The 22,954-nt window shown below is 65.4% G+C and carries 23 protein-coding genes; 14 read left to right on the top strand and 9 right to left on the bottom strand.

The window, feature by feature from the left end:
• Positions 1-43: 43 nt before the first annotated feature.
• Genes AO684_RS07645 through AO684_RS07615 form a run of 7 tightly spaced genes read left to right on the top strand, consistent with a single transcriptional unit; the run spans position 44 to position 8,591 of the window.
• Positions 44-2,212 carry a NosR/NirI family protein gene (locus AO684_RS07645; protein WP_054302145.1) on the top strand — a complete coding sequence of 723 codons (2,169 nt, stop codon included), beginning with the start codon at positions 44-46 and terminating at the stop codon, positions 2,210-2,212.
• On the top strand, positions 2,209-4,137 hold the full coding sequence (gene nosZ / locus AO684_RS07640) for a TAT-dependent nitrous-oxide reductase (protein ID WP_054302144.1): 1,929 nt from the start codon (positions 2,209-2,211) through the stop codon (positions 4,135-4,137). Before AO684_RS07645 ends, nosZ begins: the two co-directional genes overlap by 4 nt.
• Entirely contained in the window at positions 4,134-5,459 is a 1,326-nt protein-coding gene (locus AO684_RS07635) for a nitrous oxide reductase family maturation protein NosD (RefSeq protein ID WP_054302143.1), read from the top strand. The genes nosZ and AO684_RS07635 overlap by 4 nt, the downstream gene beginning before the upstream one ends.
• Complete coding sequence (locus AO684_RS07630) at positions 5,425-6,309, top strand: ABC transporter ATP-binding protein (RefSeq protein WP_054302142.1); 885 nt, start codon at positions 5,425-5,427, stop codon at positions 6,307-6,309. Before AO684_RS07635 ends, AO684_RS07630 begins: the two co-directional genes overlap by 35 nt.
• Positions 6,306-7,130, top strand: coding sequence for an ABC transporter permease (locus tag AO684_RS07625; protein WP_054302141.1), 825 nt, complete (start codon positions 6,306-6,308; stop codon positions 7,128-7,130). The genes AO684_RS07630 and AO684_RS07625 overlap by 4 nt, the downstream gene beginning before the upstream one ends.
• Entirely contained in the window at positions 7,127-7,678 is a 552-nt protein-coding gene (locus AO684_RS07620; protein WP_054302140.1) for a nitrous oxide reductase accessory protein NosL, read from the top strand. The genes AO684_RS07625 and AO684_RS07620 overlap by 4 nt, the downstream gene beginning before the upstream one ends.
• Before the next feature lie 4 nt (positions 7,679-7,682).
• Positions 7,683-8,591, top strand: coding sequence for an FAD:protein FMN transferase (locus AO684_RS07615; protein ID WP_200907796.1), 909 nt, complete (start codon positions 7,683-7,685; stop codon positions 8,589-8,591).
• A 40-nt stretch (positions 8,592-8,631) separates the two neighbouring features.
• Here AO684_RS07615 and AO684_RS07610 read toward each other — a convergent pair whose 3' ends face one another.
• The 4 genes from AO684_RS07610 to AO684_RS07595 form a co-directional block, all read right to left on the bottom strand.
• Positions 8,632-9,117, bottom strand: coding sequence for a heme-binding protein (locus AO684_RS07610; protein WP_054302139.1), 486 nt, complete (start codon positions 9,115-9,117; stop codon positions 8,632-8,634).
• A gap of 89 nt (positions 9,118-9,206) precedes the next feature.
• Positions 9,207-9,815 carry a response regulator transcription factor gene (locus AO684_RS07605; protein WP_054302138.1) on the bottom strand — a complete coding sequence of 203 codons (609 nt, stop codon included), beginning with the start codon at positions 9,813-9,815 and terminating at the stop codon, positions 9,207-9,209.
• Positions 9,812-11,323: a sensor histidine kinase gene (locus AO684_RS07600; protein WP_082400819.1), complete on the bottom strand. Its 1,512-nt coding sequence runs from the start codon at positions 11,321-11,323 to the stop codon at positions 9,812-9,814. The genes AO684_RS07605 and AO684_RS07600 overlap by 4 nt, the downstream gene beginning before the upstream one ends.
• A 95-nt stretch (positions 11,324-11,418) precedes the next feature.
• Entirely contained in the window at positions 11,419-11,862 is a 444-nt protein-coding gene (locus tag AO684_RS07595; protein ID WP_054302137.1) for a Fur family transcriptional regulator, read from the bottom strand.
• 116 nt (positions 11,863-11,978) lie between these two features.
• Here AO684_RS07595 and AO684_RS07590 point away from each other — a divergent pair, with 116 nt between their 5' ends.
• The 4 genes from AO684_RS07590 to AO684_RS07575 are packed head-to-tail and all read left to right on the top strand — an operon-like array spanning position 11,979 to position 15,434.
• Positions 11,979-12,878 (top strand): metal ABC transporter substrate-binding protein, encoded by a 900-nt coding sequence (locus AO684_RS07590; RefSeq protein WP_054302136.1) that lies wholly within the window; start codon positions 11,979-11,981, stop codon positions 12,876-12,878.
• Positions 12,875-13,726, top strand: coding sequence for a manganese/iron ABC transporter ATP-binding protein (locus AO684_RS07585; protein WP_054302135.1), 852 nt, complete (start codon positions 12,875-12,877; stop codon positions 13,724-13,726). Before AO684_RS07590 ends, AO684_RS07585 begins: the two co-directional genes overlap by 4 nt.
• Positions 13,723-14,577 (top strand): metal ABC transporter permease, encoded by an 855-nt coding sequence (locus AO684_RS07580; RefSeq protein WP_054302134.1) that lies wholly within the window; start codon positions 13,723-13,725, stop codon positions 14,575-14,577. Before AO684_RS07585 ends, AO684_RS07580 begins: the two co-directional genes overlap by 4 nt.
• Positions 14,574-15,434, top strand: a complete 861-nt coding sequence (locus AO684_RS07575) for a metal ABC transporter permease (protein WP_304437864.1) — start codon at positions 14,574-14,576, stop codon at positions 15,432-15,434. Before AO684_RS07580 ends, AO684_RS07575 begins: the two co-directional genes overlap by 4 nt.
• A 24-nt stretch (positions 15,435-15,458) precedes the next feature.
• Here AO684_RS07575 and AO684_RS07570 read toward each other — a convergent pair whose 3' ends face one another.
• The 3 genes from AO684_RS07570 to AO684_RS07560 are packed head-to-tail and all read right to left on the bottom strand — an operon-like array spanning position 15,459 to position 18,678.
• Entirely contained in the window at positions 15,459-16,628 is a 1,170-nt protein-coding gene (locus AO684_RS07570) for a cyclopropane-fatty-acyl-phospholipid synthase family protein (RefSeq protein WP_054302132.1), read from the bottom strand.
• On the bottom strand, positions 16,628-17,404 hold the full coding sequence (locus AO684_RS07565) for a DUF1365 domain-containing protein (RefSeq protein ID WP_054302131.1): 777 nt from the start codon (positions 17,402-17,404) through the stop codon (positions 16,628-16,630). Before AO684_RS07565 ends, AO684_RS07570 begins: the two co-directional genes overlap by 1 nt.
• A complete protein-coding gene (locus AO684_RS07560) occupies positions 17,401-18,678 on the bottom strand; it encodes an NAD(P)/FAD-dependent oxidoreductase (protein WP_054302130.1) in 1,278 nt (425 codons plus the stop codon). Before AO684_RS07560 ends, AO684_RS07565 begins: the two co-directional genes overlap by 4 nt.
• 114 nt (positions 18,679-18,792) lie before the next feature.
• Here AO684_RS07560 and AO684_RS07555 point away from each other — a divergent pair, with 114 nt between their 5' ends.
• Genes AO684_RS07555 through AO684_RS07545 form a run of 3 tightly spaced genes read left to right on the top strand, consistent with a single transcriptional unit; the run spans position 18,793 to position 20,819 of the window.
• Positions 18,793-19,455, top strand: a complete 663-nt coding sequence (locus tag AO684_RS07555) for a sigma-70 family RNA polymerase sigma factor (RefSeq protein WP_235451236.1) — start codon at positions 18,793-18,795, stop codon at positions 19,453-19,455.
• Positions 19,452-20,081: a ChrR family anti-sigma-E factor gene (locus AO684_RS07550; RefSeq protein ID WP_054302128.1), complete on the top strand. Its 630-nt coding sequence runs from the start codon at positions 19,452-19,454 to the stop codon at positions 20,079-20,081. The genes AO684_RS07555 and AO684_RS07550 overlap by 4 nt, the downstream gene beginning before the upstream one ends.
• Before the next feature lie 3 nt (positions 20,082-20,084).
• A complete protein-coding gene (locus AO684_RS07545) occupies positions 20,085-20,819 on the top strand; it encodes an SDR family oxidoreductase (protein WP_054302127.1) in 735 nt (244 codons plus the stop codon).
• Positions 20,820-20,823: 4 nt separating this feature from the next.
• On the opposite strand, the gene AO684_RS07540 is transcribed toward AO684_RS07545, so the two are convergent.
• Positions 20,824-21,225, bottom strand: a complete 402-nt coding sequence (locus AO684_RS07540; RefSeq protein ID WP_161806001.1) for a DUF2177 family protein — start codon at positions 21,223-21,225, stop codon at positions 20,824-20,826.
• 236 nt (positions 21,226-21,461) lie between these two features.
• Positions 21,462-22,931: an amidohydrolase gene (locus tag AO684_RS07535; RefSeq protein WP_082400816.1), complete on the bottom strand. Its 1,470-nt coding sequence runs from the start codon at positions 22,929-22,931 to the stop codon at positions 21,462-21,464.
• Between the last annotated feature and the right edge of the window lie 23 nt (positions 22,932-22,954).

Below are 22,954 nucleotides of genomic sequence, written 5' to 3'. Positions count from 1 at the left end.
GCAGCGCCGGGGCAGAAACCGGGCACCTGAACGAGGTTGCCCGATGATTCTGCTTGTCCGCCTGATCCTTGTCTGCCTTGCGCTGCTGCTGCCACGGCTCGCACTGGCCGAGCCGCTTTTGCCCGGCCTCCTGGCCAAGTTGCCCGCCGCTGAACTGGTGCCACAGGCCGATGGCTATGGCCCGATGCGCGACGACCTGCCGGTTGTTCCCGTCCTCAGGGGCGGCGAAACCATCGGCTGGGCTTTCGCGACCAGCGATTTTGTCGGCACCACCGGCTATTCCGGCAAGCCGATCCACACGCTTGTCGCGCTGGACCCGCAGGCGCGCATTCTGGGGGTCGCGCTGGTCAAGCATTCCGAACCCATCGTGCTGATCGGCATTCCCGATGCGAAAATCAAGGCGATGGTCGCGGGCTATGTCGGGCTGGATCTGGTGGCCGAGGTCAATGCCGGCGGCACCGGACATGATGTCGACATCATTTCCGGCGCCACGGTCACGGTCATGGTGATCGACGATTCCATCGTGCGGTCGGGGCTGAAGGTGGCGCGGGCCCTGAGGCTTGGCGGTCTTCACCCCGAGGCCCCTGCGCAGGGGCCGGTGTTGCAGGTCGATCCCGATGCCGCCGCCCCTGCCGACTGGACCACGATGGAAGGCGATGGCACGCTGCGCCGCCTGTCGCTGGATGTGGCGCAGGTGAACGAGGCTTTCGCCGCGCTGGAGGACAAGCGGGCGGGCGAACGCGCGCTGAAGGATGCGCCTGACACCCGCTATATCGAGATGCAGGCGGCGCTGGTGTCCGTGCCGGGGATCGGCCGCGCGCTGCTGGGCGAGGCGGAATACGCCAATCTGCAAGGCTGGCTGCAACCGGGCGATCATGCGCTGATGCTGGCGGGGCGCGGCCTCTACAGCTTCAAGGGGTCTGGCTATGTGCGCGGCGGCATCTTTGACCGCATCGTGCTGATTCAGGACGATGTCTCGGTGCGCTTCCGCGACCGGATGCACCGCAGGCTTGTCAGCCTCGCCCCTGCCGATGCGCCGGATTTCACCGAGAAAGACCTGTTCCGCATTCCCGCCGACAGCGGCTTTGATCCGGCGAAACCCTTCCGCATCCAGTTGCTCGTGCAGCGCGAGATCGGGCCGATCGAAAAGGCATTTACCACCTTTGATCTGGGCTACCAGTTGCCCGCCGCCTATCTGCGCAAGGTAACGCCCGTCCCGGCCCCTGCCGAAGCGATGGCTACGCAGGAGGAAGGCAGCGCGCAGGCCGATCTGTGGAAGAAGATCTGGCGCGGCTCGAAGGCCGACATCATCGCGCTTGGCGGGATGCTGCTGGTGCTGACCGGGGTGTTCTTCTTCCAGACCTTCGCGGCCCGTAATGCGCGGCTTTTCTTCTGGTTCCGCATGGGCTTTCTGACCGTCACGCTGGTCTGGCTGGGCTGGATCGCCAATGCGCAACTGTCGGTCGTGAACCTGATGGCGCTGTTCGGCGCGCTGGTGAACGGGTTTTCCTGGCAGGCGTTCCTCCTGGACCCGCTGACCTTCATCTTGTGGTTCGCCGTAGCGGCGGCGCTGCTGTTCTGGGGGCGCGGGGCCTATTGCGGCTGGCTTTGCCCCTTCGGCGCGCTTCAGGAAATCACCAACCGCATCGCGCGGGCGCTCCATGTGCCGCAATGGACACTGCCCTGGGGCCTGCATGAACGGCTCTGGCCGGTGAAATACATGATCTTCCTCGGCCTGTTCGGGGTCAGCCTCATGTCCATCGAACAGGCTGAGCATCTGGCAGAGGTAGAGCCGTTCAAGACCGCGATCATCCTGAAATTCATCCGCGCCTGGCCCTTCGTCGCCTATGCGGCGGCGTTGCTGATGGCCGGGCTGTTCGTGGAGCGGTTCTATTGCCGCTATCTCTGCCCGCTGGGGGCGGCGCTGGCGATCCCCGCGCGCATCCGCATGTTCGACTGGCTGAAACGCTACAAGGAATGCGGCAGCCCCTGTCAGAGCTGCGCGAACCAGTGCCCGGTGCAAGCTATTCATCCGACAGGGGAAATCAACCCCAATGAATGTGTGAACTGCCTGCATTGCCAGGTTCTGTACCAGTCAAAAACCATCTGCCCGGTGGTCATCAAAAAGATGAAGCGGCGCGAGGCGATTGGCACGCCACCCGCCGGGCATCCCAACGCAAAACCCGTCGCCTCTGAAGGAGTGACCCCATGACCACCGAACCGAAATCCGGCCTGAGCCGCCGTTCCCTTCTGGGCGCCACCGCAGGCGGGGCCGCCCTTGCCAGCACCCTTGGTGGACGGCTGGCGCTTGGCGCCGGTGCCTCGGGCCTTGCCACCATGGCCGCGACAAGCGCCGCCCGCGCCGCGGGCATCGAGGTCGCGCCGGGGCAGCTTGATGAATACTATGGCTTCTGGTCTTCGGGCCAGACCGGCGAGATGCGCATTCTGGGCATCCCCTCGATGCGCGAACTGATGCGCGTGCCGGTGTTCAACCGCTGCTCCGCAACCGGCTGGGGCCAGACGAATGAATCCCTCCGCATCCACCAGCGTACGATGAGCGACAGCACAAGGAAATTGCTGGAGGCAAATGGCAAGAAGATCCACGACAATGGCGACCTGCACCATGTCCACATGTCCTATACCGAGGGCAAGTATGACGGCCGCTACCTCTATATGAACGACAAGGCCAATACCCGTGTGGCGCGGGTGCGTGGCGATGTGATGAAATGCGACGCCATTCTGGAAATCCCGAATGCCAAGGGCATTCACGGCATGCGTCCGCAGAAATGGCCGCGTTCCAACTATGTCTTCTGCAACGGCGAGGATGAAGCGCCGCTGGTGAACGACGGTTCCACCATGAAGGATGTCAGCACTTATGTGAACATTTTCACCGCTGTGGATGCCGACAAGTGGGATGTCGCATGGCAGGTGATGGTGTCGGGCAACCTTGACAACTGCGATGCCGACTACGAGGGCAAATGGGCCTTCTCGACGAGCTACAACAGTGAAATGGGCATGAATCTGGCCGATATGACGGCCAGCGAGATGGACCATGTGGTCGTCTTCAACCTCGCCGAGATCGAGAAGGCCATCGCGGCCGGGCAGTATCAGGAGGTGAACGGCGTCAAGGTTCTGGATGGCCGGAAAGAGGCGAACAGCCAGTTCACCCGGTATATCCCGGTCGCCAACAACCCGCATGGCTGCAACATGGCGCCCGACAAGCGCCACCTCTGCATCGGTGGCAAGCTGTCGCCCACCGTTACGGTGATCGACGTGACACTGCTGGATGCGGTGTTTGCCGGGGCCGAACCGCGCTCCTGTGTGGTGGCCGAGCCCGAACTGGGTCTTGGTCCGCTGCACAACGCCTTTGACGGGCAGGGTAACGTCTTTACCTCGCTGTTCCTCGACAGCCAGGTGGTGAAGTGGAACATCGACAAGGCGATTGCCGCCTACAAGGGCGAGAAGGTCGATCCGATCCTCGACAAGGTGGATGTGCAGTATCAGCCCGGCCACCTGAAGACCTCGATGGGCGAAACGCTGGAGGCCGACGGAAAATGGATGGTCTGTCTCTGCAAGTTCTCGAAAGACCGCTTCCTGAACGTCGGTCCGCTGAAGCCCGAGAATGACCAGCTGATCGACATTTCGGGCGACAGGATGGTGGTGGTGCATGACGGTCCCACCTTCGCCGAACCCCATGATGCGATTGCGGTTCATGCCAGCAAGATGACCAACATCAAATCAGTCTGGGATCGCAATGATCCGATGTGGGCAGAAACCCGCAGGCAGGCCGAGGCCGATGGCGTGGATCTTGACGGCTGGCAGGATCAGGTGATCCGCGACGGCAACAAGGTGCGGGTCTACATGTCCAGCCAGGCGCCGCAGTTCGCGTTGGAAGAGTTCACCGTCAAGCAGGGCGACGAGGTCACGGTGACCATTACCAACCTCGATGACATCGACGATCTGACCCACGGCTTCACCATGGGCAATCACGGCGTCGCCATGGAGATCGGGCCGCAGCAGACTTCGTCGGTGACCTTCGTCGCGGCCAATCCGGGGGTTTACTGGTATTACTGCCAGTGGTTCTGCCACGCGCTGCACATGGAAATGCGCGGTCGCATGTTCGTGGAGCCGAAATGACCCTCCGGCTGGCCCTTGCCCTGTGCCTTCTGGCACTGCCCGCTTTGGCGGACCAGCGCGCCGTGGCGCCGGGGACGGGGCTGGCCGCCGCCATCGCCGGGGCAGCCCCCGGCGATGTGCTGCTGTTGCAGGAGGGGGACTACCCTGGTCCCGTCCGCATCGACCGCCCGCTGACCCTGCGCGGCCCGCGCGGGGCGCGGGTTGACGGGCTGGGACAGGGCACCGTCATCACCATCGCCGCGCCTGATGTGACGCTGGAAGGGTTCAGCGTCACCGGATCGGGCAATGCCAATGCCGATCTGGACTCAGGGGTGAAGATCCTCAAGGGCGCCGACCGCGCCCGCATCTCGGGTCTGCTGCTGCAGGACAACATGCACGGGATCGACGTGCATGGCGGGCGCGATGCACAGGTCACCGGCAATGTGATCGAGGGCCGCCGGAACCCCCGCATGAATGACCGGGGCAACGGTATCTACATCTGGAACAGCCCCGGCACGGTCGTCACCGACAATTCCGTGCGCTGGGGACGCGACGGCATCTTCTCCAACACCTCGCGCAAGGGGCTGTATCGCGGCAACCTGTTTCGCGACCTGCGCTTCGCCGTCCATTACATGTATACCCATGACAGCGAGGTGTCGGACAACATCAGCATCGGCAACCATCTTGGCTTTGCCATCATGTTCTCCGACCGGGTGAAGGTGCAGGGCAACCGCAGCTTCGGCGACCGCGAGCATGGCGTGATGCTGAACTTCGCCAACAGCGCCGATGTCTCGGGCAATCTGGTGCGGGGCGGCACGAAGAAATGCCTGTTCATCTACAATGCCCACAAGAACCTGATCTGGGACAACAGGTTCGAGGGCTGCGGCATCGGCATCCACTTCACCGCCGGATCGGAACGTAATGTGCTGACCGGGAATGCCTTCATCGGCAATGCCGAGCAGGTGAAATATGTCGGCACCCGGCTTCTGGAATGGAGCTTCAAGGGGCGCGGCAATTACTGGTCGGATCATCCGGCCTTCGACCTGAATGGTGATGGCATCGCTGATTCAGTGTTCCGCCCGAACGATCTGATGGACCATATCCTCTGGTCGCAGCCCGCGGCCCGGCTGCTGACCGGCGCGCCATCGGTGCAGCTGATCCGCTGGTCGCAATCCAACTTCCCTGCCACGCTGCCCGGTGGCGTGGTGGACAGTGCGCCGCTGATGGCGCCGCTCTCCCTTCCCGTATCCGCAGACATCGCCGCGATGGAGGCCGAAGTGGCCGGCCGTTGGGCGAAAGGCAAATTCGATGACTTCAACCCTGACGATCTCGGGTCTCACTAAGCAATTCGCGGGGGTGACGGCCCTGTCGGACGTGACGCTTTCCGTCGCGCCGGGCGAGCGTGTCGCGCTGCTGGGCCATAATGGTGCGGGCAAGTCGACGATGATGAAGATCATCCTCGGGCTGATCCCGCAAACGGCGGGGCAGGTTACGGTCTGCGGCGCCGCGCCGGGGTCGGCTGCGGCACGGGCGCAGGTGGCCTATCTGCCGGAAAACGCGGCCTTCCACCCGGCGTTGACCGGGCTGGAACAGATGCGCCACTACCTCGCGCTGCGCGGTGAGCCTGCAACGTCAGCACTGCCACTGCTGGAGCAGGTGGGGCTGGGCGCAGCCGCGCGACGGCGGATCGGCACCTATTCCAAGGGGATGCGGCAGCGTGTCGGCCTTGCGCAGGCGTTGATCGGCAGCCCGCGCCTTCTGGTGCTGGACGAACCGACTTCGGGCCTTGATCCGGTGTCGCGGCGCGATTTCTATGCGCTGCTGGACGGGCTGGCGGCGCGCGGGGCTTCGATCCTGCTCTCCTCGCATGCGCTGACCGAGGTGGAGGCGCGGACGGATCGTATCCTGATCCTCTCGAAAGGGCGGCTCGTGGCCGAAGGCCCGCTGGCCGATCTGCGGCGGCAGGCAGCGCTGCCCGTCGCGCTGCATGTGACGCCGCGCGCGGGCGCAGAACTGGATCTGCCGGGCGCGGTGGCAGTGGGCGGTGCGCTGCATCTGACCTGTGCGCAGGACGAGAAGCTGGCGCTGTTGGCGCGGATCACCGCGATGGGCGATGCGGTTGCCGATCTGGAGGTGCTGCCCCCCAGCCTTGAAGACATCTACAGCCATTTCAGCCAGAGGGCCGGGCAATGATCCGACGCATTCTTGCCACCGCCGCCTGCGAGTTCCGCATCTCGCTGCGCAATCGCTGGGTTTCCATTGCCGTTGCGCTGATGGGCCTGTTCTCGCTGGTGCTGGTCGCCGCCGGATCGGCGCCTACCGGAGGGCTGGGGGTGGACCGGCTGTCAGTCATCGTGGCCTCCCTCACCTCGCTGGGTGTCTATCTTGTGCCGCTTCTGGCGCTGCTGATGAGCTTTGATGCCATCGCGGGCGAGGCGGAGCGCGGCACATTGCCCCTGCTGCTGACCTATCCGGTCGCGCGGACCGAGGTGCTGGTGGGCAAGATGCTGGCGCATCTGGCGGTACTGGCCCTGGCTTGCGGCACGGGCTACGGGCTGGCCGCTGTTGCGGCGCTCTCGTCCGATCCGGGGGCGGTTGCCGGGCTGCCTGCGCTGGTCCGATTGTTCTGTACCTCGGTTCTGCTGGGCGCGACCTTCATCAGCGCGGGCTATGCGCTGTCGTCCCTGTCACGGCGGCCCTCGGGGGCGGCCGGGCTGGCAATCGGGCTGTGGCTCGGGTTGGTGGTTCTTTATGACCTTGGCCTGCTGGCCGCAGTGGTGGCCGACAATGGCGGGTGGTTCACGCTCAATGCCTTTCCGCTGGCCTTGCTGGCGAACCCGGCCGATGCGTTCCGGCTCTACAACCTCGCGGCATCCGAGGCGACGGCTGCGGCGGCGGGCGTGGCGGGTGCGTCCGCAACCATCCCGCCGTGGCAGTCACTGGCCTCTGTGCTGCTGTGGCCAATGCTGGCGCTGGCGCTTGCCGTGCTCGGGTTTCGCAGGGTGACGCCATGAAACGCCTGTTCCTCATGCTGCTGCTGGCCGCCTGTCAGGAACAGGCCGCGCAAGTCACCGATCCGGTGGCGCTGACCCCCGATGCGGTGGGCTACTACTGCCAGATGAACCTGCTGGAGCATCCGGGCCCCAAGGCGCAGGCCCATCTGGAGGGGCTGCCCGGCGCACCGCTGTTCTTCAGCCAGGTTCGCGATCTGGTCGCCTATCTGCGCGCGCCGGAACAAAGCCACCGCGTGCTGGCGGTCTGGGTCAATGATATGGCCGCGCCCGGCGCCACATGGGAAACCCCCGGCGCGACCAACTGGATCGACGCGCGGACGGCGCATTACGTTGTCGGAGCCGAAATTGAAGGCGGCATGGGGGCACCGGAATTCGTGCCCTTTTCCGATATCGCCGCCGCCCGCGCCTTTGCCGCGCGCCATGGCGGGCAGGTCATGTCCTTGCAGGCGATCCCCGATGCGCTTGTGACCCTTGCCGCCCCCGATACCGCAGAAGACGCCGACTGGCAGCGCCGCCTGCAAGACCTGTCCCCCCAGACCGGAGGTTGATCCGATGCTGACCCGTCGCCGCTTTCTTGCCATTTCCGCCGTGATGGCGCTGCCCGCAGCCGCCTGCGCCGCGCCGCCCTTGCATATCGCCACCGGGCAGGCACTCGGCGCGCAGGTGACGCTGCGGCTGGCGCATCCCGAAGCCCCTGCGATTGCCGCCCGCGCCATGGCCGAGATTGCCCGGCTGGAGGATGTGTTCAGCTTGTACCGCCCGTCATCGGCGCTGATGCGGCTGAATGTGGCGGGTGTGCTGGAGGCACCGCCATTCGACCTGCTGGAGTGCCTGACGCTGGCGGGACGGGTGCATGCGGCAAGCGGGGGCCGCTTCGATCCGACAGTGCAACCGATCTGGTCCTTGCAGGCCGAAACGGCGAGCCGGGGTCGGGTTCCTGATGTCGGCGAACTGGCCGCCGCCCGCGCCCGGACCGGCTGGTACCGGCTGCGGATCGAGGCGGGGCAGGTCCGGATCGACCCCGGCATGGCGCTGACACTGAACGGTATCGCACAGGGCTATATCGCTGACCGGGTGACGGATCTGCTGCGGGCAGAGGGGCTGGGCGACATCCTGATCGACACGGGCGAGATGCGTGCGCTCGGCGGCGATCCGCGCGGCGGTGACTGGCCGGTGCAGTTGCAGGACGGCAGAACCGTGCCGTTGCGCGACCGGGCACTGGCGACCTCTGGCACGCTGGGCACGACTTTCGATGCGGCAGGGATGCGGGGCCATATCCTTGACCCGGTGACGGGCAACCCCGCGCGGCCGGTCTGGCGCGCGGTGACCATCGCCGCGCCTTCGGCGGCGCTGGCCGATGCGCTGTCAACCGCCGCCTGCCTGATGCAGGACCGCGCCGACATCACCGCGCTCTGTGATCGGTTTGCCGAAACCGCTGCCCTGTCGCTTGTGCCATTGTGACCCTGCCCTGCCGGGGTGTCCGGCAGGGCAGCCATTGTGCTTACTGCATGGCGCCGATGGCGCTCAGGCCCGTCACCGCGCAAGCCGCGTCGATGTCGCCCGAGGGCGCGCCGCCGACACCGATGCCGCCCACCAGGGCCTCGCCCATGCGGATCGGCAGGCCGCCCGCCTGAATGACCATCCGCGCATCCATATCGCGCAGACCATCATTGGCAGGTTTTCCGGCGATGAACTCGGCCAGACCGGCGGTATCGCGGCCCATTGCCGCCGCAGTGAAGGCCTTGCCGGTGGCGCTGCTGCCTGTATGCGGGCCAGAGCCATCGGCCTTCAGCATTACCTTGGTGGCACCGTCGCGGGCCACGATGGCCACGCTGACCTTGTGCCCTTCTGCGGCGCAGGCCTGTACGGCGGCATCGGCGGCTTTCACCGCCATGTCCAGCGGCAGATAGGGTGCGGTCGGCAGATCCTGCGCGGTGGCGGCAAAGGGCGCCAGCAGGACAGCGGCCAGAACGGGAATGCGGATCATCGGTATCTCCTGTCATGGGTGATGACAGAAACCTAAACCCGCGACGCCGGGGCCGGTATTCGTAGGCCTTGCTCGCTGGCTCCGTAGAACTACGGAGTGGCGCGGCCTTCCAGCCAGAGCCGCGTCATCTCTGCCTGCGAGATTGTCCCGAGCTTGGCTGCGATGGAGGCGCGATGGCTTTCCACCGTGCGGGGGGACAGGCCCAGCCCCCCGGCGATCTGGCGCGTGGTGAAACCTGCTGCGATGCGCTCCAGCACCTCCGCCTCGCGCGGGGTCAGGGCTGCCAGCAGAGCGAGCGTTTCCGCGAGTTCGGCCCGACGGTCCAGTTGGCGGTCCAGAATGCCCTGCGCCTTCTGGATCGCGTCGATCAGATCCTGTTCGTCTACGGGCTTTGACAGGAAGTCGATGGCCCCGTTGCGAAAGGCGCGGCGGCAGGCCTCGATATCACCATGACCGGACATCACGATGGTGGGCCAGTCGACTGCAAGTTCCGCCAGACGTTCCTGCAACTTCAGGCCGGAAATCACCGGCATGCGGATATCCAGGATCAGGCAGCCGGGCGTCAGCTGCGGCAGGCGGGCCAGAAAGGCTTGCGGATCGGCAAATCCAGTCACGGGAATATCGACCGTCGACAACAGCAGCGTCAGCGCCTGACGCACCGCCGCATCATCATCGACCAGATAGACAGGGCGGGTCATGCGGCGCCCTCCAGCGGCAGGGTGATGCGAAAGCTGGCACCTTCGGCGCTGTCTTCCAGCCCGATTTCGCCCCCGGCGCGTTCGATCAGCCGCTGGCTGAGCGCGAGGCCCAGCCCGGTGCCTTCCGGGCGGGTGGTGGTGAAGGGCGTGAACAGCCGGGGCCGCAGATCGGGCGCGATGCCGGGGCCGGTGTCGCGCACCGTAAGTTCCGCACGGCCGGCCCCGGCCCGCAAGGTGACACGGATCTGCCCGTCGGGCCGGTCTTGCAATGCTTCCAGCGCATTCCTCAGCAGGTTGAAGCAAACCTGCTCCATCTCGATCGGATCGGCACGGACGCGAACCGCCTCGGCGGGCAGATCGAAGGTCAGTCTCACCCCCTGCGCCGCCGCCTGCGGCGCCAGCAGGGCTGCGACATTGTTCAGCGCCTCACGCAGCTCGAAAGCTTGCACCGGCGCAGCTTGCGGCCGCGACCAGTTGCGAAAGCGTTCCAGTATGGCCGAGGCGCGACGGGCCTGCGTCACGGTATCTTCCAGCACGGGGGCAAGCCGGTCCCGGTCGTCGCGCGCGAGCAAGCGCCGCCCGGCCTGTGCCTGCGCCAGAATGGCGGTCAGCGGCTGCGTCAGCTCGTGCGTCAGTCCGCTGGCCAGCTCGCCCAATGCGTTCACCCGTGCCGCATGGGCCAGCCGCGAGTCGAGTGCGCTGAGCCGCGCCTGTTCCAGGGCCTGCCGTGCGCGTTGCCGTTGACGCAGAAGAGCCAGCGCCGCCCCGGCCAGAAGCATGGCGACCAGCAGGATCAGGCCGGTGCGTAACGGCGGAAACAGATCGGAAGGGGTGACGCTGCGGGTGGTTTCCAGCACCAGAGGCTGCGAGACGCTGCCAAGGGTCCGGGTTTCGTGCGCCGCGCCGGACGCACCATGGTGAAGTAGCGGGGTGCCATCGGGCAGTGACAGGGTCACGCCCACGCTGGGCTGGCGCCAGTAATCCCCGGCCTCGTCCAGCAGACCGGCGGCGTCGATGGACAGGCTGAGCCCATAGCGCGCGGCAGCGGAATTGGGGCTACGCTTGACCATGATGTAGTGGCCCTCCCGCCCCGGATCAGGCAGCAGCGCGATCCCGCCCCCGGACGCCAGTGCAGCCGCCCGGATATTCGCGGCAAGGGTCGGGTTTATCGCGGCACCGACCGTGCGGCCTTCCGCGATCAGCGGCACCAGCGTGACGGCGCTGATGCGCGGATAAAAGCGGGTGATCGTTGCCGCCACCTCCAGAAACAGCCGTTGATCCGGTTCGTCGCTGGCCACTGCAATGGCAGAAAGTGCGGTCAGATGCGCGTCATGCTGATCGGCCCGCTGCGAGGCCAGACGGTGCAGCACAGCGGTTTGCTGCGCAAGTTCCGTGGTCAGCGTCCGGTGTTGCCAGAGGCCAAGGCCCGTCAGCAGGGCAAGGCCAAGCCCGACGCCAAGGGCAGCAAGCTTCACCGGGCTTTCCAGAAGAGGCAGGCGGCGGGTCATTGGATCAGTCTGCCAGCTTGCGGCGGCAAGGGAAATGGCCGGATCATCGGGGGAAGCTGCAAAGGGCCGCGCCGTAATCGCGGATTTCCGCGCCCTTACCCCTGCGGGGCTGGGCTTCGCTTTTTGCGGACATAAAGCTCCAGCCGGTGATGGACGATTTCGTAGCCCATCGCATCGGCGATCTCGGCCTGAAGCCGCTCGATCCGTTCGTTCGCAAATTCCACCACCTCGCCGGTTTCCACGTCGATCATATGGTCGTGGTGATGCGTTTCGGTATGTTCAAAGCGTGCGGGCGTGCCTTCGAACTGATGGCGCAGGATCACACCCTGCATCTCCAGCTCGGTCAGGGTGCGATAGACGGTCGAGAGGGAAATGCCCGGCACCACTTCTTCGGCGCGGCGGTGAAGCTCGGTGGCTTCGGGGTGGTCTTCGGCATCGGCAAGCACCGACAGCAGCGCCGCCCGCTGGCGGGTGATGCGCACGCCTGCCTGACGCAGCGCGTCTGTCAGCTTTTCGGTTCTGTGGTCGTGGTCGGTCATACTTTCTCTTCGCGCATTTTCCCGTGCGGATGCAAGTCTCAGATGCAAATGACTCGCATCTGGCTTGACAGTTGCAAATCATTCCTAAATGCATGTGGGGCGACAGGGAGAATCCGATGATCTGCAGACGAGCAATTTTGAGTATGGCCACAGGCCTTGCCCTGACCGGCCTGACAGCGGCCGCGGCCGCCGCGCAGGAGCGGCTGAAGGTCGTGACCACCTTCACCATCATTGCCGATATGGCGCAGAATGTGGCCGGTGATGCGGCCGAGGTGGTTTCGATCACCCGCCCCGGTGCCGAGATTCACGGTTACGAGCCGACGCCGCGTGATCTGGTGAAGGCGCAGGGGGCGGATCTGATCCTGTGGAACGGGCTGAACCTTGAACGCTGGTTCGAGAAATTTTTCGTGAATCTGCGCGATGTACCCGCCGCGACCGTTTCGGACGGGATCGCGCCTATCGCGATTGCGGGTGGAGATTATGCAGGCAAGCCCAATCCGCATGCCTGGATGGCGCTCGACTCGGCCGAAATCTACATCGACAACATTCGGGATGCGCTCAGTGTCGCAGACCCGGACAATGCTGCCGTCTATGCCGCAAATGCCGATGCCTACAAACGGCAGGTGGCTGCGGTCATCGGCCCGCTGCGCGAGGCAGCGCGGGCCCTGCCGGAAGGGCGCCGCTGGCTGGTGACCTCGGAGGGCGCATTTTCCTACCTCGCGCGGGATTTCGGATTGCAGGAGGTCTACCTCTGGCCGATCAATGCCGATGCGCAGGGCACGCCGCAACAGGTGCGGTCGGTGATCGACACCGTGCGGGCCGAAAGCATCCCGGTGGTCTTTTCCGAAAGCACCGTATCGGACAAGCCCGCGCGGCAGGTCGCACGCGAGACCGGCGCCGCCTATGGCGGAGCGCTGTATGTCGACAGCCTCTCCGAACCGGACGGGCCGGTGCCGACCTATCTTGACCTGCTGCGCGTCACCTCGGAAACCATCGTGACGGGCCTTCAGCCATGAGCGACGGCATCCGCGCCAGCGGCCTGACGGTTACCTATCGCAACGGTCATACCGCGTTGCGGGATGCCAGTTTCGCCATCCCACGCGGCAGTATCGCGGCGCTGGTGGGGGTGAACGGTGCGGGCAAATCCACGATGTTCAAGGCGCTGATGGGGTTCATCCCCGTTTCCGCCGGAAAGATCGAGATTCTGGGCCAGCCGGTGCAGGCCATGATGAAGAAACAGGCCGTCGCCTATGTCCCGCAATCCGAGGAAATCGACTGGACCTTCCCGGTGTTGGTCGAGGACGTGGTGATGATGGGGCGCTATGGCCATATGGGCTTTCTGCGCCGCCCGCGCGCGGCGGATCATGCGGCCACGACAGCGGCGCTGCAACGGGTCAATATGGTTGAATACCGGCACCGCCAGATCGGCGAGCTGTCGGGGGGCCAGAAGAAGCGCGTCTTTCTGGCCCGCGCACTGGCCCAGAATGCGCAGGTGATCCTGCTGGACGAACCTTTCACCGGCGTGGATGTGACGACCGAGGAACAGATCATTACGCTGCTGCGCGAGATGCGGGCCGAAGGGCGGGTGATGCTGGTGGCGACGCATAACCTCGGCTCGGTGCCCGAATTCTGCGACCGGGTGGTGCTGGTGAAGGGCACGGTTCTGGCACATGGCCCGACCGAGGAGGTCTTTACGCCGGACCGGCTGCGCGAAACCTTCGGCGGCGTGCTGCGGCACTTTCTGCTGGAGGGGCCACGGCTGCATGACGATGCCGACCCGCGCCGTCTGGAAGTCTATTCCGACGACGAACGGCCGCTGGTGGTTTATGATGACCGGGCCCGCACCCTGAAGGGCCGGCAATGAACTGGTTCGAGCCCTTTCAGTATGGCTACATGACCAATGCGATCTGGGTGTCGGCGCTGGTCGGCGCAGTCTGTGCCTTTCTTTCGGCCTATCTGATGCTGAAAGGCTGGTCGCTGATCGGGGATGCGCTGTCCCATTCTGTCGTGCCGGGGGTGGCCGGGGCCTATATGCTGGGCCTGCCCTTCGCCCTTGGCGCCTTCCTGTCGGGCGGCCTTGCCGCACTGGCGATGCTGTTCCTGCGCAGCCGTTCGGGTTTGAAGGAGGATGTGGTGATCGGCCTGATCTTCACAGCCTTCTTCGGGCTGGGGCTGTTCATGGTGTCGCTGAACCCGATGGCCGTCTCGATCCAGACCATCATCATGGGCAATATCCTCGCCATCACACCCGAGGACACGCTGCAACTGGCGCTGATCGGGGGTGTGTCACTGATCATCCTGCTGGCGAAATGGCGGGATCTGCTGGCGGTCTTCTTCGACGAGGCGCATGCGCGTTCCATCGGGCTGAATGTCACGGCGCTGCGGCTGGTCTTCTTCACCCTGCTTTCGGCCTCGACCGTGGCGGCCATGCAGACGGTGGGGGCGTTTCTGGTGATCGCGCTTGTCGTTACCCCGGGCGCGACCGCCTATCTGCTGACCGACCGCTTTCCCCGGCTGCTGGCGCTGTCGGTGGCCATCGGATCGGTCACTTCGGCCTTCGGTGCCTATCTCAGCTATTTCCTCGACGGTGCGACCGGGGCGGTGATCGTCTGCTTTCAGACGCTGCTGCTTCTGGCCGCGTTCTTCTTCGCCCCCAAACATGGCATGCTGGCGGCCCGCGCCCGCGCGAAAGCTGCCCTGAAGGAGCCGCTGTGATGGCCGACCTGCTGTTGCCGTTCCAATTCCCCTTCATGCAGAATGCGCTGCTGATCATCCTGCTGATTGCTCCGGCGGCCGCGTTGCTGAGCTGTTTTCTGGTGCTGAAGGGCTGGTCGCTGATGGGCGATGCCACCAGCCACGCTGTTCTGCCGGGCGTTGTCCTGGCCTATGTGGCCGGTATTCCGCTGCTGATCGGCGCGTTTCTCGCCGGTCTGGTCTGCGCGCTTGGCACCGGCTTCATCAAGGACAATTCCCGCATCAAGCAGGATACCGTGATGGGCGTGGTTTTTTCCGGCATGTTCGGTCTGGGCATCGTCATCTACACCCAGATCGAGACCTCGCTGCATCTGGACCACATCCTGTTCGGCAACATGCTGGGCGTTGGCGCACAGGATCTGTGGACCAGCGGGCTGATCTCGGGCGGGGTGGCGCTGATCCTCGGGGTGAAGTGGCGCGACTTCCTGGCCCAGAGCTTTGACCCCGTGCAGGCGCGGATGATCGGGTTGCGGGTGGGGGCGCTGCATTACGGGCTGCTGGCCATCCTGTCCGCCACCATCGTTGCCATGCTGTCCTCGGTCGGGATCATCCTCTCCGTGGCCTATCTGATCGCGCCGGGCGCCATTGCCTTCCTGCTGACACGCCGGTTCGTGACCATGATGATGGCCTCGGTGGCGGTTGCGGTGCTGGCCGGTGCGGGCGGCGTTTATGCGTCTTTCTGGCTGGACGCCGCCCCGGCGCCAACCATCGTGCTGATCCTGACCGGGCTGTTCGTTACGGCGGTTCTGGCCCGCAATCTGCGCAATGGTCGCGCTGCCCTGTCTGCCTCCGGTGCAGAGCGGGGGTCTGGCCTGTAACGGCTGGGGGCGCGCCCTCCTGGTTCACGCCGCTTCTGCGGCGTGGGTCAGATCCACCTGCACGACATCGCAGCGCCCGCTGGCGAAGGTGGCGGCGCAGCCCTCCAGATAGAATTGCCAGCAGCGGAGGAAGGCATCGTCATAGCCAAGCCGCCGGATGCGGGCGCTTTCCTGCATCATCCGTTCAGACCAGATCCGGCAGGTGCGGGCATAATCCTGACCGAAGGCATGGCTGGATTTCACCCGCAGCCCGGCCTTTGCCGCCTGATGCCCGATCACCGTATCGCAGGGGAGCATGCCACCGGGGAAGACGTGCTGGCGGATGAAATCCGTCCGCCGCCGATAGACCGAGAATTCGGCATCGGGCACGGTAATGGCTTGCAGAACGATCCGCCCGCCCGGTGCCAGCCTGTTCTTCAGCGCGGTGAAATAGGCAGGCCAGTAGGCCTCGCCCACCGCCTCGATCATCTCGATCGAAACGATATTGTCGAACCTGCCCCCGACATCGCGGTAGTCCTGAAGCCGCACTTCCGCTCGACCATCCAGGCGCGCATCTGCATAGCCCTTCTGCTGATGCGACAGCGTGATCGCGGTGACAGCGTGGCCACGTTCGGCGGCGGCCTCGGCAAAGCCGCCCCAGCCGCAGCCGATTTCCAGCAGCCGCTCGCCTTTCCCCAGCCGGGAGAGGATGCGCCCGTTCTTGCGGGCCTGCGCTTGTTCCAGATCGTCGCCGGGCCCGAAAAGGGCCGAGGAATAGGTCATGCCGGGATCAAGCCAGAGCTGATAGAACTCGTTCCCGACATCGTAATGGGCGCGGATATTGCGCGCGGCACCCCGGCGGCTGTTGCGGCGCAGGAACAGATCGGACAGCCGCATGCGGATGGCCTGCACCGGCCCCGGCGTTCCCAGTCCGGACAGCGCGTCAAGATTGCGCAGCGCGAGCGTCAGCACGCTTTCCAGCGTGTCGCTGCGCCAGTCACCGGCGATCCAGCCCTCGCCAAACCCCACATCGCCGCGCAGCGCCAGCCGGTGCAGGAGGCGCCAGTCACGGATATGCAATTCAGCCTCGGGGCCAGCATGGCCAAACCTGTGGCGCGTGCCCTCGGGCGTGGTGAGCGTCAGAATCCCGTGCTCTATCCGCTCCAGCGCCGCAAGGAAGCGGCCGGAGAGTGCCCGCTGCGTCATGGTGGTCATCAGGTGATCTCCTGTTCGGGCGGGGTGGGAAGACGGCGGTAGGTGGCGCCCTTGATCCTGAGGCGAAGGGCATGCCAGTAGATCTGCACAATCACCCGCAGTGCGCCGCCGGGGCGTTGCAGCGCCGCGCGCAGGATGCCGCCCGAGGTCAACGGGCGCAGCGGGCCGCCCATGGCGGTATCAATCCCGTCCGCACCGTCCTTGCGCGCAATGCGGATGGCAAGGCGGTCGGGGTGCAGGTCGAAAGCAAATTCATAGTCCCCCGACAGATCCTGAAACGGCGAGACATGAAACATCTTGCGGGCGGACAGCCGCGTTGCGGCGGTGATCGGCGCCTGGCCGGGCGGGATCAGCAGATAGGAATGCCGCTGCCCGAAGGTATTGTTGACCTCGGCGATGGCGGCAATCAGCGCATCCCCCTCGATCAGCAGCCAGAAGCTGACCGGAGCGAACCAGTATCCCAGAAACCGGGGCTGCGTCAGCAGGGCAAGCACGCGGCCCGGCGCGCGGTCTATCCCGGCGGCGGCAAATTGCTGCCAGGCCCAGCCCGCGCCGGAGCCTTCGCCGCGTCTGCCGCCGTGGTCTGCATCGTGAAAGGCAATCAGGTTAAAGCAATTGTGCCCCATCAGGCGGGGTGGGCGACAGGTTTCGGGGGCCAGCAGTACATGGTCGGCAGAGGTGCGGAACGCATGATGCGGCGGCGCGCGGCGGGCATGGGTAATCACTGCCCGCAGGCCCAGCACCTCGCCCGCGTCCAGCCGTGCGGCCAGTGTCATGGCGTCACCTGTTCCGGCCGGAGGCGCCGGGCGATCCGCATGGCACTTGCAAAGCCGTCTTCATGGAAGCCGTTGCGCAGCCATGCTCCGGCAAACCATGTGTTGCGCTGGCCTTGCATCGCCGCGATTTGTGTCTGCGCCTCCAGCGCCGCCTGATCGAATACCGGATGGCGAAAGACCGTCTCGTCCTGGATCAGCCGGGGATCAATCTCCTGCCCCGGGTTCAGCGTCACAAACAGCGGATCATCCTCGGGGATATTCTGAAGCCGGTTCATCCAGTAGGTCACGCCCACCCCCGTCGAGTCACCATGGCTGACCCACGAGCTCCAGCACAGGCGGCGTTTCGGCATGATGGATGGATCGGCATGCAGCACGGCCCGGTTCGGCTGAAACCGGATGGCCGACAGCGCCGCGCGTTCTTCGGCAGAGGCATCGGTCAGCAGGGACAGCGCCTGATCCGCATGTGCGGCCAGAATGACATGATCGAATTCCTCTGGCTCCGCCCCCTTGGCGCGCAGTGTCACGGTTCCTGCGTGGCGCGTGACAGCCCTGACCTCGGCCCCGCGCCGCAGTTTGACCCCGGATTTTTGCAGCGCCGTCGCAAGACGAGCGACATAAACGGTCGAGCCACCCGCCACGGTCCACCACTGATGATGTCCGGTGCGCGACAGCAGCCCGTGATTGCGCATGAACCGTAGCAGCGCCTGTGCGGGAAAGCCCCCGATCTCGCGGTCGGGTGTAGACCAGATGGCGCCGCAGAAGGGGAAAAGGTAGTGATCGCGGAACCGCGGTCCCAGCCCCATTTGCGCGATCAGTTCCGCAATCGACAGATCCGGCGCGGCGGCGACCAGATCCTCTGCCCTGCTGTTGAAGCGCAGGATGTCGCGGATCATCCGGTAGAAGCGCGGGTCAATCAGGTTGCGCCGTTGCGCGAACAGCGTGTTGCCCGACCGCAGTGCATATTCCACCCGCCCGCCGTTCAGCGACACGCCATAGCTCATGTCGCTTTTCTCGACAGGAATATCGAGGTCACGGAACAGCGCGGTCAGATGCGGATAGTTCACATGGTTGAACACAATGAAGCCTGTATCGACCGGCTGGTCGCCCCGGCGTCCGGCCACGACTGTGCGGGCATGGCCCCCCAGCCGGCTTTCACTTTCAAACAGTGTGACATGGTGGCAGGAGGACAGGGCCCAGGCAGAGGCCAGACCGGCAATGCCGCCTCCGACAATAGCGATGCGCCTCGGGGCGCCTTTGGAAAGGTCGAAGGGCATCAGGGCTCCACTTGGTTTGTCCCTGTCCTACGCCGCCGCGCCCGGAACGGATCACTTCGGCAGAAAATTTCCCTGCGCGGTGATCCATTTGATGGGCTTCGGCGTATATTGCACATGGAAACCGCAATCGAGCCCGCCGGACCACGGCCCCGCGCCAGATACAATCCGCCCGAGCATCTGGCGGAGCAGCTTTGCGCGCAGGGGGCGCAGGGAATGGACGAGCCAGTAATACAGGCGCTTTCCAGCCAGACCTGCGATCTGATCGCCGTGCGCGATCAGCGTGACAGGGCCGCCTTTGGCCGATTGTTCGACCATTTCGCCCCGCGCCTGAAGGCGATGATGGTGAAGGGCGGGCTGCGGGACGGATCAGCCGAGGATGCGGTGCAGGATGTAATGCTGGCGGTCTGGCACAAGGCAGCACAGTTCGACCCTCATCGCGCCGATGCCGCAGGCTGGATCTACGGCATCGCCCGCAATCGCCGGATCGACCTTGCGCGGCGGCGGCCTCTGGCCCAGCCGGAAGACCTGCCCGAGATCGAAAGTGATGCGCCCGATCCGGCGCAGATTCTTGCACTGCAACAGGAAGCCAGCCATCTGGTCGCCGCCCTGTGCCGGCTTGCCCCCGAACAGGCAGAGGCACTGCGGGCGGCTTATTTCGACGATATTCCCCACAGCCGTATCAGCGAGATGACGGGTCTGCCGCTTGGCACTATCAAATCCCGCATCCGGCTTGGCCTTGAACGCCTCAGGCATGAACTGAGGAAGATTGCCCCATGACCCAGATCACACACCATATCCCGGACGATATCCTTGATGCCTGGCGCGCGGGCGCCCTGTCACACCCCTATGCCGTCGTCGTCGCGGCGCATCTGTCGCTCTGCGATGAATGCCGCGCTGCGGTGGAAACCGCTGACATGATCGGCGGTGCTCTGCTGGACGGTCTGGAGGGGCAAGCGCTTGGTGCAGGGGCGCGTCAGCGCATGATGGATGCGCTTGATACGCCCGCGCCGCCGCCTGTCCGGGGGTCCGGTGTCTTTCCCGCGCCGGTCGTGGCCGCGCTGGGGGGGCAGCCGCCGCAATGGCGGATGCTGGGTGGCGGTATCCGCCAGCAGATCCTTTCCGCCGACAGGGAAGGGGCATTGCGGCTGCTTTACATCCCGCCGGGACGCGCCGTGCCGGAGCATGGCCATCGCGGCCTGGAACTGACGCTGGTCTTGCAGGGCAGTTTTTCCGACAGCGAAGGGGCTTTCCTGCGTGGCGATGTCGAGACAGCGCATGACTCGATCGACCATCAGCCTGTTGCCGGTCCGGGGGCGCCCTGCATCTGTCTCGCCGCCACTGATGCGCCGCTGCGCTTCCACGCGCTGTTGCCACGTCTGCTGCAACCGATCTTCCGGATCTGAGCGATGGATTTCGCGGGCCAGCGCATCTGGATCATCGGGGCCAGCGCCGGAATAGGGGCGGCTCTGGCCCGCGCACTGGCCGGGCAGGGTGCGCGGCTGGTTCTTTCGGCACGGGATGCAACGGCGCTCTCCGCCCTTGCCGCCGAATGCGGCGAGGCCCGTATCGAGCCTCTGGACCTTGGCGAGGCCGGGGCGCTTGCCGCCACGGTGGCGCGGCTTGCCGATCTGGCGCCGTTTGATGCGGTGATCTGCACCGCGGCGCTTTACGATCCTGCCCGCGTCGCCGATCTGGACCCCGCCCGCACCGAGGCCATGGTGCGGGTAAACCTTCTGGGGACACTTGACGTTGCGCGGCTCTGCCCGCCGCTGATTAAAGAGGGCGGGCAATTGGTGCTGTTCGGCTCAGTGGCCGGATATATGGGGCTTCCCGGCGGGCAGCCCTATTCAGCGACAAAGGCCGCCGTCAACAATCTGGCCGAAACGCTGGCGGCAGAACTGGGCCCCCGCATCCGGGTGCGGCTGGTCTGTCCGGGTTTTGTCCAGACCCGCCTGACAGCCAAGAACCGTTTCGCCATGCCCGCGATCATCACGCCCGAGGAAGCCGCCGGGGCTGTTCTGCGCGGTTTGGCCCGGCGCGGGTTCGAGATCCACTTTCCGCGCCGCTTCACCCTCGCCGTGAAACTGCTGCGTCTGCTTCCCTATGGCCTGTCGCTGCGCCTGACGCGGCGGCTGGGCTGATCTGTCAGGCCAGCCGCCCGCTCAGCGCCGCGACACCGGCCCAGGCGGCAAAGCCGGTCAGGACCGTGCCCCAGATGCCGTCGATGATCACCTGTTCCAGCGACCATGCGGCCAGCGTGGCATAATTCGTCATCTCATAAGTGCCATAGCACAGCAGCCCCAGCACCATGCCGCCGATCAGCGCCTGCAACGGATCACCCGCCTTCAGCGCGGGCCAGCTGACCATCCAGACAAGGCCCGCGACATAGGCGAGATAGAACAGCGCTGCCGGACCCAGCCGGAGCGGCTGGGCCAGAAGATCGCCGATATGGCGTTCAAAGACCGGGCGGATCAGGAACCGGATGCCCAGGGCATCAAGGCCAAGAAACACCCCGGCGGTGACAAGATAAAGCAGCGCGGCTTGCAGCATGATACATCTGTCCTCTGTCAGTCGCGGTCTGCCCGGAACAGTGCGAGCGGGTCGCGCCGCAATTCACCATCGGTCCGCATGCATTCTGGTGGTCTTGTCCGCCGGGCGAGGGGGAGTTTCCAGGGCACCGGCAGTCTGATCGTCCATCCTATACGCGGCATTTTCCGGGGTGGATCACTCGGGCGCCGGCGAGATGGTGCGAGTTCTGAAAGCGAGGCGATGTGCGCGCGGCGTCAGGGCGCCGTTCGGTTTGACGAGGAATCGCGGGGGGGCGTCGTGCCCAGCGGCAGGGGGGAGGCATATCGCGTGCCGCCGCCCCGGCGCTCCAGTTCGGCCCAGGCGCGGGTGCGCAACTCGGGGTCGCGGACCACGCGGGCGGCCGTGGCGGCCATCACCTTCGCTGCCGTCACCATCGCTTTGTGGGCATGAGGCATCGTGCCCTGCGTCACCGTCTGCCATGTATGGAACGGCGTGCCCACAACGGCGGTCGCAGTGAGGCATTGGGCGGTGGGGACGATACAACTGACATCGCCCACATCGGTCGATCCGTAGAACTGCCGTGGCTCCGGCGGCAGCGGCAGGATTTCATCATGCAGGTTGCGCGGAAAACCCGGAGGCGCATTGAAAGCCTCGGCACTGGCGCGGCGGTCGGCATCGGTCAGCGCCGCGGCGGCCAGCCGGTCGGCATAGTCGAAGTCGGCGGCATCGAAGGGCGGGGGGCCGATGTGTTCAAATTCCTGCTGCATCACCTCTTCCAGCGCGCGATTGGGCATGATCCCCGAGGTGGCGCGGTCAAAAATCATCTCAACACGGGTTTCCGTCATCAGCGCGGCGCCCTCGGCGATCTTCTGCACCCGGAGGAAGAGATCCTGCACATCCTGCATCCGGGGCGCCCGGATCAGGTACAGGCCCTCGGCATGGGGCTGCACCACATTGGGTGAAACGCCGCCCGACTGGGTAATGGCGTAATGCACCCGTGCCTCGGAGGGCATGTGTTCGCGCATGAAGTTGATGCCGACATTCATCAGTTCCAGCGCATCCAGTGCCGACCGCCCGACCTGCGGGCTGACGGCGGCATGGGCTGCGCGGCCCGTGAAGCGGAAATAGGCCTGGATATTGGCAAGCGTCGCTGCCGACATGACATGGTTGTAATCGGCAGGGTGCCAGCAGAAGGCGGCGTCCAGCCCGTCGAAAGCCCCGGCTTGCGCCATATAGGTCTTGCCCGATCCGCCCTCTTCGGCCGGGCAGCCGTAATAGCGCACCCGGGCCGCGACCCCTGCTTCTGCCAGCGCATCGCGCAGCGCAACCGCCGCCAACAGCGAAGCCGCGCCCAGAAGGTTGTGATGGCAGCCATGGCCATTCCCCCCGGCCAGCACCGGATCGGGTTCCAGCGCGCCCGCAACCTGTGACAGGCCCGCCAGCGCGTCAAATTCCCCAAGAAAGCCGATGGTTACATCGCCGCTGCCCGCCTCGGCCATGAAGGCGGTGGGCATGCCTGCGATATTGCGGGTGATGGTGAAGCCTTCCGCCTCCAGCGCGGTGATATGTTCCTCGACCGAGCGGAATTCCTCGAACCGCAGTTCGGGCATGGCCCAGACCCGGTCGCTGAGGGCGATGAAAGTGGCGGCCTTGCGGTCTGCGCAGGCAAGGATCTGATCAGTGTTCAGCAAATCGTTGCGGCCCGGAAGCGGCGAGCGGTCCATGTCAAATACTCCGGTCGGGGAAG

The sequence above is a fragment of the Gemmobacter sp. LW-1 genome (genome assembly GCF_001303875.1).
Lineage (GTDB): Bacteria > Pseudomonadota > Alphaproteobacteria > Rhodobacterales > Rhodobacteraceae > Gemmobacter > Gemmobacter caeni.
Note: the sequence above shows the minus strand (reverse complement) of the source record. Positions and strands in the feature narration are given on the sequence as shown.